Origin of the sequence: Streptomyces sp. NPDC048590 (genome assembly GCF_043199535.1) — a bacterium.
Lineage (GTDB): Bacteria > Actinomycetota > Actinomycetes > Streptomycetales > Streptomycetaceae > Streptomyces.
Map to the genome: position 1 here is coordinate 298,698 of NZ_JBICWC010000005.1, position 15,994 is coordinate 314,691.

A 15,994-nucleotide genomic window follows, 5' to 3' on the forward strand; every position below is an offset into this window, starting at 1 on the left:
TTCGACTGGAGGTGGACGCCGGTCAGTCGGTCGTCGCGGCGTCCAGGGCGGTGGTGTGCTGGTCGAGGCCGCCGAGGATGAGCGCGAGGCCGGCCTCGAACGCCGATTCGTGATCGAGCGCGGGAACGTCGTCGGGCAGATCCGCTGGATCCGGTGCGTCGGTGTCGGCCTGTTCTTCCAGTACGCAGCCGATGGTGAAGCGGCCGGAGGCCAGCATCGCCATCTGTGCGGGCTGCTCGGGCACGCCGGAGGCGACGAGAAAGGCCATCTTGCGGCGGATGCGGTCCAGGTCGCCGGCAGGGATGGTGCCGGCGTGCAGGCGGGCGCCGTCGCGGTGCATCAGCAGGGTGCGACGGAAGCTGCGGGAGTTGTCCAGAAACCAGGCACGCCAGTCCTGTCCGGCCTGGGGCAGCGGCGCGGTGGCGTGCGGGGTCATGGCCGCCTGCGCCATGGCGGCCAGCAGATCCTTCTTGGTCTTGAAGTGGTAGTAGAGCGAGGGCTGCTCCACGCCCAGGCGCTTGGCCAGCCGCCGGGTGCTGACGGTTTCCAGCCCCACCTCGTCCAGCAGATCGAGCGCCTCGGCGACGACGGTCTCACGGTTCATCTTGGTCACGTTGACAATCTATCGCTGATAGAAGACGCTGAGAAGCAGGAATCAATCACCGATAGATTTTAGGTGGGTCATGGCGGGCACGAACGTGGCACGGTCACTGCGGATCCTGGTGGCGGGCGGCGGCGTCGCCGGGCAGGCGCTGGCCTTCTGGCTTTCGCGCGGCGGCCACGAGGTGACGGTGGTGGAGCGGTTCCCGGCGCTGCGGGCCTCGGGAGCACAGGTGGACCTGCGGGGGCAGGGCATCGACGCGGTGGCGCGGATGGGGCTGCTCGAGGAGGTGCGCAGCCAGCTGGTCGACGAGGCCGGGGTGGCGTTCGTGGACTCCCGGGGCAGGCCGAAGGCCACGATCATGGCGAACACGTCCGGCAAGGGCCGTCAGACGCTTACCTCGGAGTACGAGATCATGCGCGGTGACCTCGTGCGGATCCTGCACCGGGCGACGAGGGACGACGCCGAGTACGTCTTCGGCAGGAGCGTCGACGGCTTCGACCAGCACTCCGACAAGGTCACCGCGCACTTCTCGGACGGGACGTCCGGCGAGTACGACCTGCTGATCGGCGCCGACGGGCAGGGCTCGCGCACGCGGCGGGCCCTGCTGCCCGAGGGCTTCGACCCGTACTGGCGGGTGGGCATCCACATGGCGTACTGGTTCGTGCCGCGGATCGCATCCGACACCGACATCCGCGACACCTACATGGTCCCGGGCGGCCGGCAGGTCATGCGGCGCAGCCACAACGCGACCGAGACGCAGGTGTACTTCGTGCTGCGCGAGGACTCCGAGGAAGCCTCCAGGATCCATCGCGCGCCCGTCGAGGAGCAGCAGCGGTTCTGGGCAGGCCGGTTCGAGGACGCGGGCTGGCAGACCGACCGGTTCGTCCAGGGGATGCAGGACAGCCCGTTCTTCTACTCCCAGGAGGTCGCCCAGGTGCGTATCGACAGCTGGTCCTCGGGCCGGGTGGTGCTGGCCGGGGACGCCGCGCACTGTGCCTCCCCCTACAGCGGGATGGGGATCTCCGGCGGCCTGGTGGGCGCCTACGTCCTGGCCGGGGAGATCAACCGCAGCCGGGGTGATCTGACGGCGGCGCTGGCGAACTACGAGCGGGTCCTGCGCCCGTTCGTGGACGAGATCCAGGGCGAGGTCAATCCGAAGATCCTGCGGGTGGGCATGCCGTTGAACAAGCACGCCATCACCGCTTTCCAGAACGTCACAGCTTTGGCCTGCTTCCTGCACATCCCCGATATGGTCGCCCGCATGTCCAAGCAGGACCGGGGCGGCGACTGGCAACTGCCCGCCTACGCCGAAGCCGCCTGAGCCGGTACGACGGCCGACGGGCGACGGCGCGTCGGAAGTCGGGGTGGTCCGGCGGGCTGCTGCCCGTGCCGCGGCCGCAACAGAGCGTGCCCTCCACCCGAACCGGAAGATCGTCAACGGGCGGCAACCGACAACTGAAGGCTGTCCCGCAAGTCGTGGCCGTTCGGGGTTCGGCGGCCAGTTGGGGATGGGGCGCGCTCCGCTCCGAGTGCCGTCGGCAGTGCTCGACAAGCTGAGCCGCGGATGCATCAGGTCACAGGATTCCCCCGGCTGCGTGAGGTTCTGCGGGACGTGAGAGGCTCGGGCGAGTGAGCGAGACACCACCGAACACCCTGCAATACCGCTTCGACGGGCCGGAGGACGCACCTGTCCTGATCCTGGGTCCCTCCCTCGGTACCACATGGCATATGTGGGACCGCCAGATACCCGAGCTCTCGCAGCACTGGCGGATCTTCCGCTACGACCTGCCCGGGCACGGTGGAGCCCCCGCCCGGCCCGCGGCAGCCGTCCAGGATCTGGCCGACCGCCTTCTCGCCACGCTGGACAGCGTCGGTGTCCAGCGGTTCGGGTACGTGGGATGTTCGATCGGCGGCGCCGTCGGAGCCGACCTCGCGCTGCGCCATCCCCACCGGGTCGCCGCCCTCGCGCTCGTGGCCGCCTCGCCCCGCTTCGGGACCGCGGACGAGTTCCGGCAGCGTGGGGTGATCGTCCGCACCAACGGCCTGGAGCCGATCGCCCGCACCTCCCCGGAGCGGTGGTTCACCCCCGGCTTCGCCGCCGCGCAGCCGGCTATCGTCGAGTGGGCCGTCCAGATGGTCCGTACCACCGACCCGGGCTGCTACATCGCCTCCTGCGAGGCGCTCGCCGCCTTCGACATCCGTGCGGAACTGCCCCGGATCGGTGTCCCGACCCTGGTCCTGGTCGGCGCCGAGGACAAGGTCACCGGCCCCGCCGAGGCGCGCAACCTGGTCGCGGGCATTCCGGACGCACGGCTCGCCCTCGTCCCCGACGCCTCCCATCTGGCCCCGGTCGAGCAGCCGGCCGCCGTCACCGATCTGCTCCTCATGCACTTCTCGAGTGCCTGGCAGGACACCCTGGCGTCCATCCCGGCACCGCAGGCGCAGGCCTTCGCCGCACCCTTCGCCCCCGTCGTACCCGTCGCGGAGATCGCGCCCGCGGCGGAGCAGCCCGACGCCTCACCGGCAGGGCGGGGCGACCTCTACGAGCGCGGGATGAAGGTCCGGCGCGAGGTGCTGGGCGACGCCCACGTCGACACCGCCACCGCCGCCTCCGACGGATTCACCGACGACTACCAGCAGCTCATGACCCGCTACGCCTGGGGCGAGGTGTGGAGCCGGGAGGGCCTCGACCGCAGGTCGCGCAGCTGTGTCTCGCTCACCGCGGTCGTCGCGTCCGGGCACCTGGGCGGACTCGCCCAGCACGTCCGAGCGGCCCTGCGCAACGGCCTCACGCCCGTCGAGATCAAGGAGGTGCTGCTCCAGACCGCCGTCTACTGCGGAATCCCGGCGGCCGGCGCGGCCTTCGAGATCGCGCAGTCCGTGATCCAGGAGGAAACCACCCCGCCCGCGTAGCAGGATGGTGGCATGAACGCTTCGGATCTCACCCTCACCAAGAAGACCCATTCCTGCGTCCGTCTGGAGCGCGACGGCCGGTCGCTGGTCATCGACCCGGGAGTATTCGCCGAGGACGACGCCGCGCTCGGCGCCGACGCGATCCTGGTGACGCACGAGCACCCCGACCACTTCGACGAGTCGCGGCTCCGCGCGGCCCTGGAGTCCAATCCCGCCGCCGAACTGTGGACCTTGCGGAGTGTGGCAGAGCGGATGTCGGCGGCGTTCCCGGGGCGGGTGCACATGGTGGGCCACGGGGACACGTTCACCGCCGCCGGGCTCGACGTGCAGGTGCACGGCGAACTGCACGCGGTGATCCACCCGGACATCCCGAGGATCACCAACATCGGCTTCCTCGTGGACGGCACGGTCTTCCACCCCGGCGACGCCCTCACCGTGCCCGACCGCCCGGTCGACACCCTGATGCTGCCGGTCATGGCGCCCTGGAGCAAGATCTCGGAGGTGATCGACTACGTGCGCGAGGTGAAGCCGCGCCGCGCCATCGACATCCACGACGCCCTGCTCACCGACCTCGCCCGCCCGATCTACGACTCGCAGATCGGCAGCCTGGGCGGCGCCGACCACGGGCGGCTGACCCCGGGGGACGCGACACGTCTCTGACCCGGTTGTCAGTGGGAGACGTTAGGTTTACGGCATGCGCATCGCCACGTGGAACGTCAACTCGATCACGGCCAGGCTCCCGAGGCTGCTGGCCTGGCTGGAAAGCAGCGGCACGGATGTGCTCTGCCTCCAGGAGACCAAGTGCACCCTCGAACAGTTCCCCGCCGAAGCGCTCCGTGAGGCGGGATACGAGTCGGCGGTCAACGCCACGGGCCGGTGGAACGGCGTGGCGCTGCTCTCCCGCGTGGGCATCGAGGACGTCGTCACGGGACTGCCCGGCGGTCCGGAGTACGAGGGCGTCCAGGAGCCGAGGGCCGTCTCGGCGACATGCGGGGGAGCGCGCGTCTGGTCGGTCTACGTGCCCAACGGCCGTGAGGTCGCCCACGACCACTACGCCTACAAGCTGCGCTGGCTCGAGGCGCTGAAGGAGGCCGTGGCGGAGGACGCCGCCGGAGAGCGGCCGTTCGCCGTCCTCGGTGACTACAACATCGCGCCCACCGACGAGGACGTCTGGGATCCGGCCGTCTTCGAGGGTGCCACGCACGTCACCCCCGCCGAGCGCGACGCGCTCGCCGCGCTGCGCGGGACGGGACTCTCGGACGTGGTGCCGCGCCCGCTCAAGTACGACCGCCCGTACTCCTACTGGGACTACCGCCAGCTGGCCTTCCCCAAGAACAGGGGCATGCGCATCGACCTCGTCTACGGCAACGCCCCCTTCGCGGCCGCGGTCAAGGACAGCTACGTCGACCGCGAGGAGCGCAAGGGCAAGGGAGCCTCCGACCACGCCCCCGTAGTCGTCGACCTGGACGTGTGACCGACACCGGTCTTCCGCTTGAGCCCGTGCCGACGAGGCAGCCCCGGCCATCCGTCGGGGCCGCGAGAGGAGCCTTCCGCCCCGCGGAAGGCCCCGTGGCGGTGGAACGGGAAATGAAGAGCGGGTGCCGGGCGTCGGCGGCTAAGGTGACCGCCGACGCCCGGTGCGCAGGTGACGGATACTTCAGGTTCGATTCCTGGTGGTCCGGCGCAGACCGGTCTTTGGGCATGGGCCCAGCACCGTTCCCGTCGCCGAACCGATCTCGGGCACTCACGATGCCGCCCCTCCGAGGGGCGGCATCGCGCGTTCAGTGGACCGAGAAACCGCCGTCCACGAACAACGACTGCCCGGTCACATAGGCCGAGGCGTCGCTCGCCAGGAACACCGCGGCGCCCGCGAAGTCCTCGGCCAGGCCGTTGCGCCCCACCATGGTGCGGGCCGCCAGCGCCGCCACCCGCTCCGGGTCCGACGACAGCCGCTGGTTGAGCGGTGTCATCACGAATCCGGGCACCAGGGTGTTGCAGGTGACGCCGTGCGGGGACCACGCCTCGGCCTGCGAGCGGGCCAGGGACTCCAGGGCCCCCTTGGAGACCCCGTACGCGCCACTCTGCACGAACGCCCGGTGGGCCTGCTGCGAGGTGATGTGGATGATCCGGCCGAAGCCGCGTTCGGCCATCCCGGGACCGAAACGGCTGCTCAGCAGATGTGGCGCCTTGAGGTTCACCGTCATGGTGGTGTCCCACACCTCCTCGTCGAGCTCGTTCATCGGCGGACGGAGGTTGACGCCCGCGCAGTTGACGAGGATGTCCGGCTCACCGAACGCGGCGGCCGCCTCGTCACCTGCCGTACGGACGCCGTCACCGCTCCCGAGGTCGGCGCTCACCCAGGCCGCCCGGCAGCCCTCCGCGGTGAGTTCGCCCACGGTCCGCTCCAACTCCACCTGCCCGCGAGCCACGACCACCACGGCCGCCCCGGCGTGGGCGAGCGCACCGGCGATGGCCCGGCCGATACCGGAGCTGCCGCCGGTCACCAGGGCCACCCGGCCTTCCAGCGAGAAGAGTTCGGAGAGGTAGTTCTGCGGTGTCATTCCCGTACCTTATTCAGATGGCCGGATCATGTACGGGGCGGGTCTCGGAGCCGGCACAGTCGCGTGCCCTGCGATGCGGAGCGCCCTCGAAGTGCGATCCTGATGGTATGAACTTCCCCTTCCTGGACAACTGGCGTAAGCGCGTGGGCGGTACGCGGGAGGCGGCTCTCGCCGAGGCCGTCGAGACCGACCCGGACGGCGTGGCCGAGCTGTTCGCGGAATGTGAGCTGCTGCGGGCCCGGGCCGGGGACTGCGGGCTCGAACTCGACGACACACCAGCGTCGTTGTCGGAGCTCGACCAGTTGCCGCCGATCTGGCGCGACGACCCGGAGGAACTCCCCTGGGTGGGCAACGACGCCGGTCTCTACCTGGGAACGGTGCTGGTGCGCACGGTCCCCGGTGCCGCATGGGACATCCTGGCGGGCGGCAAGCCCGTGGTGCGCCTGGCGTCCGGCCGTGAGATCGACGTGGTCGCCGCAGGCCTCGACTGGGCGATGTCCGGCAGCCCCGAGCTCTCCGAGATGTACGCCGAGTCCGCGGAGAGCGGGCCGGAGGCCAAAGCGCGATAAACAGCCTTATGGGCCACCGGTGCGTGTCGCCCCGGCCTGTGTGTCCGCCACGGATAGTTTGCGCTGACCTCGACACAAAGCGATAAGTGGGTAGGGCAGCGAATGGCCGTCGATCCGTTGATCGAACTGCGGGACGTCAACAAGCACTTCGGGACGTTGCACGTACTGCAGAACATCAATCTCACCGTCGGCCGCGGGGAGGTGGTGGTGGTCATCGGACCTTCGGGGTCGGGGAAGTCCACCCTGTGCCGGACCATCAACAGACTCGAGACGATCGAGTCGGGCCGCATCACCATCGACGGGAAGCCGCTCCCCGAGGAGGGGAAGGGCCTCGCCGAACTGCGGGCCGAAGTCGGCATGGTCTTCCAGTCGTTCAACCTGTTCGCCCACAAGACGGTCCTGGCGAACGTCTCGCTGGCCCAGCTCAAGGTCCGCAAGCGCAAGAAGGACGAGGCCGACCAGCGGTCCAGGCAACTGCTGGAGCGAGTCGGTCTCGCCTCCCAGGCGGACAAGTACCCCGCCCAGCTCTCCGGCGGCCAGCAGCAGCGTGTCGCGATCGCGCGCGCCCTCGCCATGGACCCCAAGGCTCTCCTCTTCGACGAGCCGACCTCCGCCCTGGACCCGGAGATGATCAACGAGGTCCTCGAGGTGATGCAGCAGCTCGCCCGCGAGGGAATGACCATGGTGGTCGTCACCCACGAGATGGGCTTCGCGCGGTCCGCGGCGAACCGGGTGGTCTTCATGGCCGACGGCCGCATCGTGGAGGACCGCACCCCGGAGGACTTCTTCACCTCCCCGGAGAGCGACCGTGCCAAGGACTTCCTGTCCAAGATCCTGAAGCACTGACGGGGGCATCGTGGTGCGCACCAAGAACATCGTGGCCCTGCTGGCCTGCCTCCTGGCCGTCGCGCTCGCCGCCGGCTGCGGCAGGGAGGGCAGTCCGCCGGTCAAGGGGCCCAAGGCCGGAGAGCTGCCCCAGTACACCGTGGACACGGATTTCCGGCTACCGGAGTCCCGGACCTGGGCGAAGGCGAAGAAGCGCGGCTACCTCGTCGTCGGGGTCAAGGAGGACCAGCCCTACCTCGGGGAGAAGGACCCGGCCACCGGGATCTACTCGGGGTTCGACATCGAGATCGCCCGCATGATGGCGGCCTCGCTCGGCTTCGAACCGAAGACGATCCGCTTCCGGACCATCGCCTCCGCCAACCGCGAGACGGCACTCCAGAACGGGCAGATCGACTACTACGTCGGCACGTACACGATCAACGACATGCGCAAGAAGCTCGTCGGCTTCGCCGGTCCCTACTACATGGCGGGCCAGGGACTGCTCGTCCGCACGGATGAGAACGACATCCACGGCCCCCAGGACCTCGCGGGCAAGACGGTCTGCTCGGCCGCGGGTTCCACCCCGTACCAGCGGATCGCCGCCGACTTCCCCGACGCCGACCTGGTCGCCTACGACACGTACTCGATCTGCGTCGACAACCTCCTGACCTTCCAGGTCGACGCCGTCACCACGGACGACGCGATCCTGCTCGGATTCGCGGCCAAGGCTCCGGACGAGATGAAGGTGGTCGGCAAGCCCTTCTCCGAGGAGCCGTACGGGATCGGAGTGCCGCGCAGCGACAACGCGCTGCGCGCCGCCCTCGATGACGCCCTGGAGGCGAACGAGAAGAACGGCAACTGGAAGAAGGCGTTCGAGGCGACCCTCGGGCTGTCCGGAGTCCCCGCGCCGAAACCCCCGCCCATCGACCGCTACCCGGCGAACTGAGGGGCCGGCCACCACCATGGACGTACTGACAGACAACTTCTCGCTCTACGGCAAGGGTTTCCTCGGCACTCTCGAACTCACCGTCTACGCCTCGATCCTGGCGCTGGTGCTCGGCTTCGTCATGGCGTCCTTCCGGGTCGCACCGGTCGGTTCGCTCCGGGTGATCGGCACGGTCTGGGTCACGGTGCTCCGCAACACACCGCTGACGCTGCTCTTCTTCGCCGTGCTCCTGGGTCTGCCGCGCTTCGGTCTGATCCTTCCCTTCCAGGTCTTCGCCGTCATCGCGCTCGGCTGCTACACGTCCGCCTTCATCTGCGAGGCGCTGCGGTCGGGCATCAACACGGTGCCCACCGGGCAGGGGGAGGCGGCCCGCAGTCTCGGCATGTCCTTCAGCCAGTCGCTGGGCAGCGTGGTCCTCCCGCAGGCCTTCCGGTCGGTCATCCCGCCCGTGGGGTCCACGCTCATCGCACTCGCCAAGAACTCGGCGATCGCGGGAGCCTTCAGCGTCACCGAACTCCTCGGGACGTACAAGACGCTCAACGAACTCGGTTACAGCATCATCTGGTCCTTCGTATGGATCGCCGTCGGCTATCTGATCATCACCCTCGCGATCAGCGCTCTCTTCAACTTCCTGGAGAAGCGCTGGGGAGTCGCCCGATGACCCATTCCACCGCAACCGCCACCGCGCTCTACGACATCCCGGGGCCCGCCACCCGCAAGCGCCACCTCCTCTACGGTGTCATCTCGACAGCCGTGATCCTCGGCCTGTTCGCCTGGATCCTCTATCTGCTCTTCGACACCGACCAGTTCACCAGCGCCAAGTGGACGCCCTTCACCTACGTGGGTATCCAGGAACTGCTGCTGCGCGGTCTCGGCAACACCCTCAAGGCTTTCGCCTACGCGGCGGTCCTCTCCCTCGCCCTCGGCGCGGTCCTGGCGGTCGGGCGGCTCTCCGACCACCGGCCCGTCCGCTGGGTCGCGACCGTGCTGGTCGAGTTCTTCCGGGCGATGCCGGTGCTGGTGATGATCTTCTTCATCTTCGTCGCGCTCAAGGTCCAGCCGTTGCCGGCCCTGGTGGCGGGTCTGACCCTGTACAACGGGTCCGTGCTCGCCGAGGTCTTCCGGACCGGGATCAACTCCGTGGAACGGGGGCAGCGCGAGGCCGCGTACGCGCTGGGCATGCGCAAGACCCAGGTCACCACCTTCGTGCTCGCCCCCCAGGCGGTCCGCGCGATGCTGCCCACCATCATCAGCCAGTTGGTGGTGGCCCTGAAGGACACCTCCCTGGGATATCTGATCACCTACGAGGAGTTCCTCCACGCGGGGAAGCTGATCGCGTCGAACCTCGACTACGACCTGCCGTTCATCCCGGTGGTCATGGTGATCTCGCCCATCTACATCGGGATGTGCATGCTGCTCTCGTGGTTCGCCACCTGGGTGGCCAGGCGGCAGCGGCGTAACCCGAAGACGGAGGGAACGGGAGTCGCCACCGCGGAGCCGGGAACGGTGCTGCCGGGGCGGCCGCAGTAGAGCCGGCCCGCCGGTACGGCGGCAGCCGGTGATCACTCCCCGCGACGGACACGGCCGGATGCCGGAGCCCGGCGGCGGGGGAGAAGGTCAGCTGCGTGTCGGCCGGAACAGGGCCATGGAGAGTGAGGGGGCTCAACCGGACAGTCCGCCGCGGTGCGGGGTGGTCCCACGTCCTGGAGGAGGCGTGGGACCACCCCGCACCCGTGCGCGAGGAACCGCCGACCAACCGCGCCCGGCGGGGCCGGGTCGTACCATCGGAGGACAGGGGCGGCGGGTGTCCGCCCCGCCGGGGGAGCGGATATGCGATACACCGAAGGGCCCAGCACGGCACGTCGGATCAGGATCGCCGCAGGGCCGGAACGGGTCTGGGAGATCCTGGCCGATGTCGAGGCCATGGCCCGTTGGAGCCCGGAGCTTGTTCGGGTGGAGTGGCAGGACGGTGCCGGCGCCCCGGCGAAGGGGGCCCGTTACGTCGGGCACAACGAGCACCCCGTGAACGGGGAGTGGAGGACCGTCGCGCACTTCACCGAGTGCGAGCCTGGCCGGATTCTGGTCTGGTGTGTCCTCGACGCCGAGGGGCGCTACGGAGAGCCGGCCGCGACCACGGAGAGCCGCATGGCGACCTGGTCGTTCACCCTGGAGCCCGAGGCGGACGGAGTTCTGCTGACCCAGACGGTCACCGTCGGGCCGGGCCGCAGTGGTCTGAACGCCTACATCGAGAAGACGCCTGAGCACGAGGAAGCGATCATCGCCTACCGGCTCGACGAGTTGGGCAAGGGCATGGAAGCGACGCTGAGGGGCATCAAGGACACGGTGGAGACCGGTCCGAACTGAGGCCGCGCCCCTTGCCGGCCGTCGGCGTCGGGCTCCTTCGAGTGAGGAGACCATCCCGTGTGTGACCGCAGTCTTCTTGTCTAGACCTATTTTGTCTAGACCTATTGCCCTGTACGTGATCCGGCGGCTACGTTTCGCGCTGTTCGGAGTCCTTCGCGTTCCTTAAATCCCCTTGATGGGCAAGGCTGGAAGGAGCATGTCCGCATGCAGGACCGGAATCTGTCCCGACGGACCGTTCTCGCCTCGGCAACCGTCGTCGCCGCGGGTGCGACAGGAGTGCTCGGCGCGGCAGCCACCCCGGCCGTCGCACACCGGCGCGACGACCGCCTCAAGAAGATCATCGGCCGGATGAGTACCGAGGCCAAGATCGGCCAGCTGTTCGTCCCCTACTTCTACGGCACGTCGGCGACCTCTCCCAGCCAGACGGACCAGGACCGCAACCTCGCGGAACTCGGCGTCCGAACCGTGGCCGAACTCATCGCCAAGTACCACATCGGCGGTGTCATCTACTTCTCCGGCTGGGCGAACAACATCCAGGACCCTCACCAGGTCGCGGAACTGACCAACGGTGTGCAGCGTGCCTCGCTCGCCCTGCCGACACCGATCCCGTCGCTTGTCTCCATCGACCAGGAACACGGGGCCAACGTCCGCATCGGCAGCGGTGCGACCCAGCTTCCCGGCGCGATGGCGCTCGGAGCGGGACGCTCGCTCGCCGACGCCTACGCCGCCGGTCTCATCTCGGGCACCGAACTCGCCGCCCTGGGCATCCATCAGAACTTCGCCCCGGTGGCCGACGTCAACGTCAATCCGGCCAACCCCGTCATCAACGTCCGCTCGTTCGGTGCCGACCCGCGCGACGTGAGCCGCATGGTGGCGGCGCAGGTGACGGGTTATCAGCGCGCCGGGATCATCGCCTGCGCCAAGCACTTCCCAGGTCACGGGGACACAGGGCAGGACAGTCACACCGGGCTGCCCGTCATCACCCACACCCGGGAGGAGTGGGACCGCGTCGACGCCCCGCCGTTCAAGGCCGCGATCGCCGCCGGGGTCGACTCGATCATGACCGCGCACCTCCAGGTCCCCTCGCTGGATCCCAGCAACGACCCGGCCACCCTGTCGCCCGCGATCCTCCAGGGCGTGCTGCGCGACGAACTCGGCTTCGACGGCGTGATCGTCACGGACGCCCTCAACATGGCCGGTGTGCGGACCAAGTACGGCGACGACAGGGTGCCCGTCCTCGCCCTCAAGGCCGGTGCCGACCAGTTGCTGTTCCCGCCCGACATCGACGTCGCGTACAACGGCGTCCTCGCCGCGGTCCGCAGCGGGGAGATCACCGAGGACCGCCTCGACGAGTCGGTTCTCCGCATCCTGCGGATCAAGGACAAGGCAGGCCTGCTCACAGGCAGCCCCTACGTCTCCCCGAAGGAGGTCGACCGGGTCGTCGGTGCCCGCCTGCACCGGCTCGCCGCCTCCCGCATCGCCGAGCGCACCACGACCCTGCTGGTCAACAAGGACCGCACGCTCCCCCTGCGCTCCGGCCGGAGGAGGCTGCTCGTCGTGGGCGCAAGCCCGGCGTTCCCGACCGACAGCACCCGCACCACGGTGCCCGTGCTGGCCGAGGCCTTCGGTGAACTGGGCTACAGCACCACCCACCTGGCAACCGGCCGGACACCGGACGCGGCGACGATCGACGCGGCCGTGGCGGCCGCGCGGGGCCGGGACGCGGTGGTGGTCACCACGGACAACGTCGGTGCCACCAGCGCGCAGCGCACTTTGGTCTCCCGGCTGTTGTCGACCGGCGTACCCGTGGTCCACCTCGCGGTGCGCAATCCTTACGACATCGCCCAACTCGGCCCGGTGCGGGCATCGCTGGCGTCCTACTGCTGGACCGAGGTCGAACTGCGTGCTGCCGCGCGGGTGATCGCGGGGCGGGTCGATCCGCGTGGCAAGCTGCCTGTGCCCGTCCAGCGGGCCGACGATCCGGCCGAGATCCTCTTCGCCGCCGGACACGGTCTGTCGTACCACGACTGACACAGGGGTCCCCGCACCGCGTTCCGGCGCCCGTGCACGCTTCCGGTTCGGGAGCGGGCACGGGCCGGCGTCTGAGCCCGGCTGCACGAGGAGATCCTGCGCCGCTTGGACGGCGCCGGACTGCTCGACCTGTCCCGGGCCGTGCTCGACTCGGCCCACCTGAGGGCTAAAAGTGGGGCGAACTCGCAGGTACGAGCCCCTTGCTGAGCCTGTGTCAGTAGAAGTTACTCATCGGTCACCCGGTCTGTCCGGAGTCCGAGTCTGTGATCCAGCGCCCTTCGGCGGAGTCGTGCACGTACGCCGGCCTCCCCCTGGTCCCGCTCGTGCGGAACGGCTTCCCGCCGTCCGTGATCCGCACCGTCCCCGTACCGCCCCCGGCGCTCCACTCCAGCTCCAGGTACCAGCGGCAGTCGCATCCCGTCGTCCGCGCGGAGACCAGCAGCTCTTCGGGGTCGGAGGAGGTGACTTTGTACGGGAAGGAGACGGCCGGGATCTTCCGAACCTCGGCGCCGGAGGCGTCAAGGCCGTCGACGGGCCTCGCGAGCGGGCGCGGCCGGTCGAGGTCCACGGCGAAGTGGCGCGGGGTGACGGCACCGCCGCAGCCGTTGTCCATCCGGTACGCGTTCCACGGCAGCGGCGCGGCGCGGTCGACCACGCGCACGTGCAGGGCATGGAGGACGACGGCGTCGGACGGGGACCGGCCCTGGACCGTGATCCGCACCAGCGCCTCCCCGCCGTGCACGGCACCGTGCGTCCCGGCCCACGCCCCGGAGTCGGCCGCGACCGGCGGCGGGGCGACCGCGCGGGGGGCCCGGTCCACGAGGTAGGTGTGCCCGCAGCCGCCCTCCCAGAGCTGGGAACCGATGCTCCAGGTGAAGGGGAGGGGGGCCGCGGTCCGCCCCGGAGCGGTGGAAGCGGGAGCGGGGGCGGAAGCCGTACGGGTGCGGTGGCCGCCGAGCAGGGTGGCGGCGAGGGCGAGCAGGACGAGGGCGACGGCGGCGGCGACGAGGAGGGGAGCGGGGGCGCTACGGCGGGGGCGGGGCGCCTCCGGCGCGGACGGATCCGCGGCGGGCGGGTCCGGCGCGGTCGGGCCCGGGGCGGGGCCGGGGCCCGGTTCCGGCGTGGCCGACAAGGCCGGCACCGGCGTGGGCGAGGCCGCTCGGCGGCGGGCGCGGTCCGCCTCCGTCCAGGCCGCCTCCAGGGCCCGCCGTTCCTCCTCGTCCGCCCCGCACAGCAGGGCGAGGCGGTCGACCACGGCGAACTCCTCCGGGACGGTCGCGCCCGAGCAGTAGCGGTGGAGGGTGGACGCGCTGACGCTCAGCCGCCGGCCCAGCGCCTCGTAACTCCTCCCGTCCCGCGCCTTCAGCGCGCACACGAGCCCCGCGAACTCCTCGACGGCGGCGTCCTTCGGCATTCCATCCCCCTCGACCCTGCATCCCATCCTTCACGGCCTGGCACGTCAGCGGAGGTGGAATGGTTCCGGGACGGCTGGTGGGCGCGTGATCGTTGCAGCCGGCGGGCGCCGGCCCCACGCTGGTTGAGCACTGACCGAACGAACGACCCGACGGGGGATCCACCACCATGAACAAGCTCCGCACCGCACTCGCCACCGCAGCCGCTGCGGCACTGGGCCTCGCGGCCCTCGCCACAGCCCCGGCGCAGGCCGCTGCCCAGCCCGCCTTCCTGGCCGCCTCCCAGATGCCGCCGTCGTCGACGCCGTGGACCGCCACCCAGGTCTTCACCGGCGTCCCGGAGAACGGCGGCGTTCTCTGCGCCCCGTACAAGATCCCGACCCAGAACACCCGCTACCGCGAGTTCAGCACCGAGCTCGACACCAACGGCGTCCAGGTCACCACCGTCGCCCGTACCGAGGCCGACGCCGTGAAGCTGGTCGACACCCTCCGCGGGGCCCTCGCCGGCTGCGGCCCCCTGCTGGAGCAGCAGAACCCGGGCCTGCAGGCCGTCAGCGCCGCCCACGGCAAGCTCGCCGTCGAGGAGGGCGCCTGGGTCTACAGCCTGGACACCGCCGACCCGCAGATCGGCATCTCCGACATCCACCTGTTCTCCGTCGGCCGCGACGGCCGCACCGTCACCCTCGTCCGCTGGGGCCAGATGGGCGACCTCGAGGACGCCCCGCTGACCGCTTTCCGCACCACGACGAAGACCGCCGTCAACAAGCTCCACTGACCCGGGGGTTCCCTCGAAGGCTGACCACAGCTCGACAGCGGCGCGGCCGGAACCCGGGCGCGCCGCCGTCGAGTCCACCTGCTCCGCCGGCGGCGACCACTTCCTGGCCTTCACCAGCATCGCCTGCACCCTCCTGGCGAGGCGGCGGTGGTGTACGAGTCAGCCGAAGGTCCGCTCGACGACCCAGCGCCGCGGAATCACCGTGAAGTCCTTCTGGGCAAGGTCGCGACGGGTGACAACGACGTCGATGCCGAGGGTGTCCTGGGAGTTCGGCATGGATCGGACCGAGGAAGGGCTTCAGCCCTGCTGCCTTGCCGGGGATCCAGACGCTCCCAACCTGTACCACCTGAAACGAACGTGACCGGGCGACACCCGCGTCAAGATGACCTACGGCTACGAAGATCTTGCCGGAGCCCGAGCCGCCCGATCAGCGCGAACTGCCCATACGAGGCGCGCCGGCCTTCGGCCACGGCATGCGGGTGTGCCTGGACGCCAACCTCGCCCGCGTGGAGCTGCGCACCATCTTCCCTGCCCTTTCCGTCCGCTTCCCCCACCTGCGTCCTGTCCGTCAGCCAGCGGTTGCTTCGAAGGCAGTGGGAGGTACCGGCAGGCAAAGGCGAGGCCGGCGTCGTCTCCTTCGCCGAGGACGTGGTGCTCCCACTCGTCGGCGGTGTCCGCGGGTGCCTGGAGGTGGACGAAGCGGGCTCTTCGTGGCTGTCCGGTGTCAGGGTGAGCTCTGTTCTCAACGGCGATCTGCCGGACCGCGGTTGCTGTGAGCAGACCGGTCTCCTCGGCGATCTCGCGAAGAACCGCCTCCTCCGGCCCTTCGCCTGATTCGATTCCTCCGGCCGGGACCTGAGTGCCTGCCTCCGGCATACCGATGTGATCGAACACCAGCAGTTCAGGGTCGGGGCGATGTCGGATCACGTACGCGGCGACACGGGCTCTGGGCTTGGCCATCCCGGCATCGTCCGTCATCGGCGGTGCTTGTGTT

General features: G+C 69.9%; 16 protein-coding genes and 1 pseudogene. 12 read left to right on the plus strand and 5 right to left on the minus strand.

The features are described 5' to 3' along the window. Positions 1–22 precede the first annotated feature (22 nt). On the minus strand, positions 23–604 hold the full coding sequence (locus ACGFNN_RS17240; protein WP_393557082.1) for a TetR/AcrR family transcriptional regulator C-terminal domain-containing protein: 582 nt from the start codon (positions 602–604) through the stop codon (positions 23–25). A 79-nt stretch (positions 605–683) separates the two neighbouring features. Between ACGFNN_RS17240 and ACGFNN_RS17245 the strand changes: the two genes are divergently transcribed. From ACGFNN_RS17245 to ACGFNN_RS17260, 4 genes are all read left to right on the plus strand, one after another. Further along, positions 684–1,925, plus strand: coding sequence for an FAD-dependent monooxygenase (locus ACGFNN_RS17245; protein WP_393556663.1), 1,242 nt, complete (start codon positions 684–686; stop codon positions 1,923–1,925). A gap of 308 nt (positions 1,926–2,233) precedes the next feature. After that, a complete protein-coding gene (locus ACGFNN_RS17250) occupies positions 2,234–3,517 on the plus strand; it encodes an alpha/beta fold hydrolase (RefSeq protein WP_393556665.1) in 1,284 nt (427 codons plus the stop codon). A gap of 12 nt (positions 3,518–3,529) precedes the next feature. After that, positions 3,530–4,177: an MBL fold metallo-hydrolase gene (locus tag ACGFNN_RS17255; protein WP_393556666.1), complete on the plus strand. Its 648-nt coding sequence runs from the start codon at positions 3,530–3,532 to the stop codon at positions 4,175–4,177. Between the two features lie 34 nt (positions 4,178–4,211). Next, entirely contained in the window at positions 4,212–4,991 is a 780-nt protein-coding gene (locus tag ACGFNN_RS17260; RefSeq protein WP_393556668.1) for an exodeoxyribonuclease III, read from the plus strand. Between the two features lie 307 nt (positions 4,992–5,298). Here ACGFNN_RS17260 and ACGFNN_RS17265 read toward each other — a convergent pair whose 3' ends face one another. Further along, positions 5,299–6,078, minus strand: a complete 780-nt coding sequence (locus ACGFNN_RS17265) for an SDR family NAD(P)-dependent oxidoreductase (protein ID WP_393556670.1) — start codon at positions 6,076–6,078, stop codon at positions 5,299–5,301. 107 nt (positions 6,079–6,185) lie between these two features. Here ACGFNN_RS17265 and ACGFNN_RS17270 point away from each other — a divergent pair, with 107 nt between their 5' ends. The 7 genes from ACGFNN_RS17270 (at position 6,186) to ACGFNN_RS17300 (ending at position 12,813) form a co-directional block, all read left to right on the plus strand. Then, positions 6,186–6,647 carry a DUF6278 family protein gene (locus tag ACGFNN_RS17270; protein WP_362544861.1) on the plus strand — a complete coding sequence of 154 codons (462 nt, stop codon included), beginning with the start codon at positions 6,186–6,188 and terminating at the stop codon, positions 6,645–6,647. A gap of 102 nt (positions 6,648–6,749) precedes the next feature. Next, positions 6,750–7,493, plus strand: a complete 744-nt coding sequence (locus ACGFNN_RS17275; RefSeq protein ID WP_365088985.1) for an amino acid ABC transporter ATP-binding protein — start codon at positions 6,750–6,752, stop codon at positions 7,491–7,493. Between the two features lie 10 nt (positions 7,494–7,503). Then, the gene (locus tag ACGFNN_RS17280; protein ID WP_393556673.1) at positions 7,504–8,418 is read left to right on the plus strand and encodes a glutamate ABC transporter substrate-binding protein; all 915 of its coding nucleotides are present in this window, start codon (positions 7,504–7,506) and stop codon (positions 8,416–8,418) included. A 16-nt stretch (positions 8,419–8,434) separates the two neighbouring features. Then, on the plus strand, positions 8,435–9,079 hold the full coding sequence (locus ACGFNN_RS17285; protein ID WP_393556675.1) for an amino acid ABC transporter permease: 645 nt from the start codon (positions 8,435–8,437) through the stop codon (positions 9,077–9,079). After that, positions 9,076–9,948, plus strand: a complete 873-nt coding sequence (locus tag ACGFNN_RS17290) for an amino acid ABC transporter permease (RefSeq protein WP_362544852.1) — start codon at positions 9,076–9,078, stop codon at positions 9,946–9,948. The genes ACGFNN_RS17285 and ACGFNN_RS17290 overlap by 4 nt, the downstream gene beginning before the upstream one ends. A 300-nt stretch (positions 9,949–10,248) precedes the next feature. Next, positions 10,249–10,782 (plus strand): SRPBCC family protein, encoded by a 534-nt coding sequence (locus tag ACGFNN_RS17295; protein WP_393556677.1) that lies wholly within the window; start codon positions 10,249–10,251, stop codon positions 10,780–10,782. 204 nt (positions 10,783–10,986) lie between these two features. Then, complete coding sequence (locus ACGFNN_RS17300; RefSeq protein WP_393556679.1) at positions 10,987–12,813, plus strand: glycoside hydrolase family 3 protein; 1,827 nt, start codon at positions 10,987–10,989, stop codon at positions 12,811–12,813. A gap of 235 nt (positions 12,814–13,048) precedes the next feature. On the opposite strand, the gene ACGFNN_RS17305 is transcribed toward ACGFNN_RS17300, so the two are convergent. Beyond that, complete coding sequence (locus ACGFNN_RS17305) at positions 13,049–14,227, minus strand: helix-turn-helix domain-containing protein (RefSeq protein ID WP_393556681.1); 1,179 nt, start codon at positions 14,225–14,227, stop codon at positions 13,049–13,051. A 167-nt stretch (positions 14,228–14,394) separates the two neighbouring features. Between ACGFNN_RS17305 and ACGFNN_RS17310 the strand changes: the two genes are divergently transcribed. Beyond that, entirely contained in the window at positions 14,395–15,000 is a 606-nt protein-coding gene (locus ACGFNN_RS17310) for a hypothetical protein (RefSeq protein WP_393556683.1), read from the plus strand. Positions 15,001–15,162: 162 nt separating this feature from the next. Here the strand turns inward: ACGFNN_RS17310 and ACGFNN_RS17315 are convergent. Further along, positions 15,163–15,255, minus strand: a pseudogene (locus ACGFNN_RS17315) (IS5/IS1182 family transposase); the annotation flags it as partial. A 138-nt stretch (positions 15,256–15,393) separates the two neighbouring features. Beyond that, the gene (locus ACGFNN_RS17320) at positions 15,394–15,960 is read right to left on the minus strand and encodes an NUDIX domain-containing protein (protein WP_393557084.1); all 567 of its coding nucleotides are present in this window, start codon (positions 15,958–15,960) and stop codon (positions 15,394–15,396) included. Between the last annotated feature and the right edge of the window lie 34 nt (positions 15,961–15,994).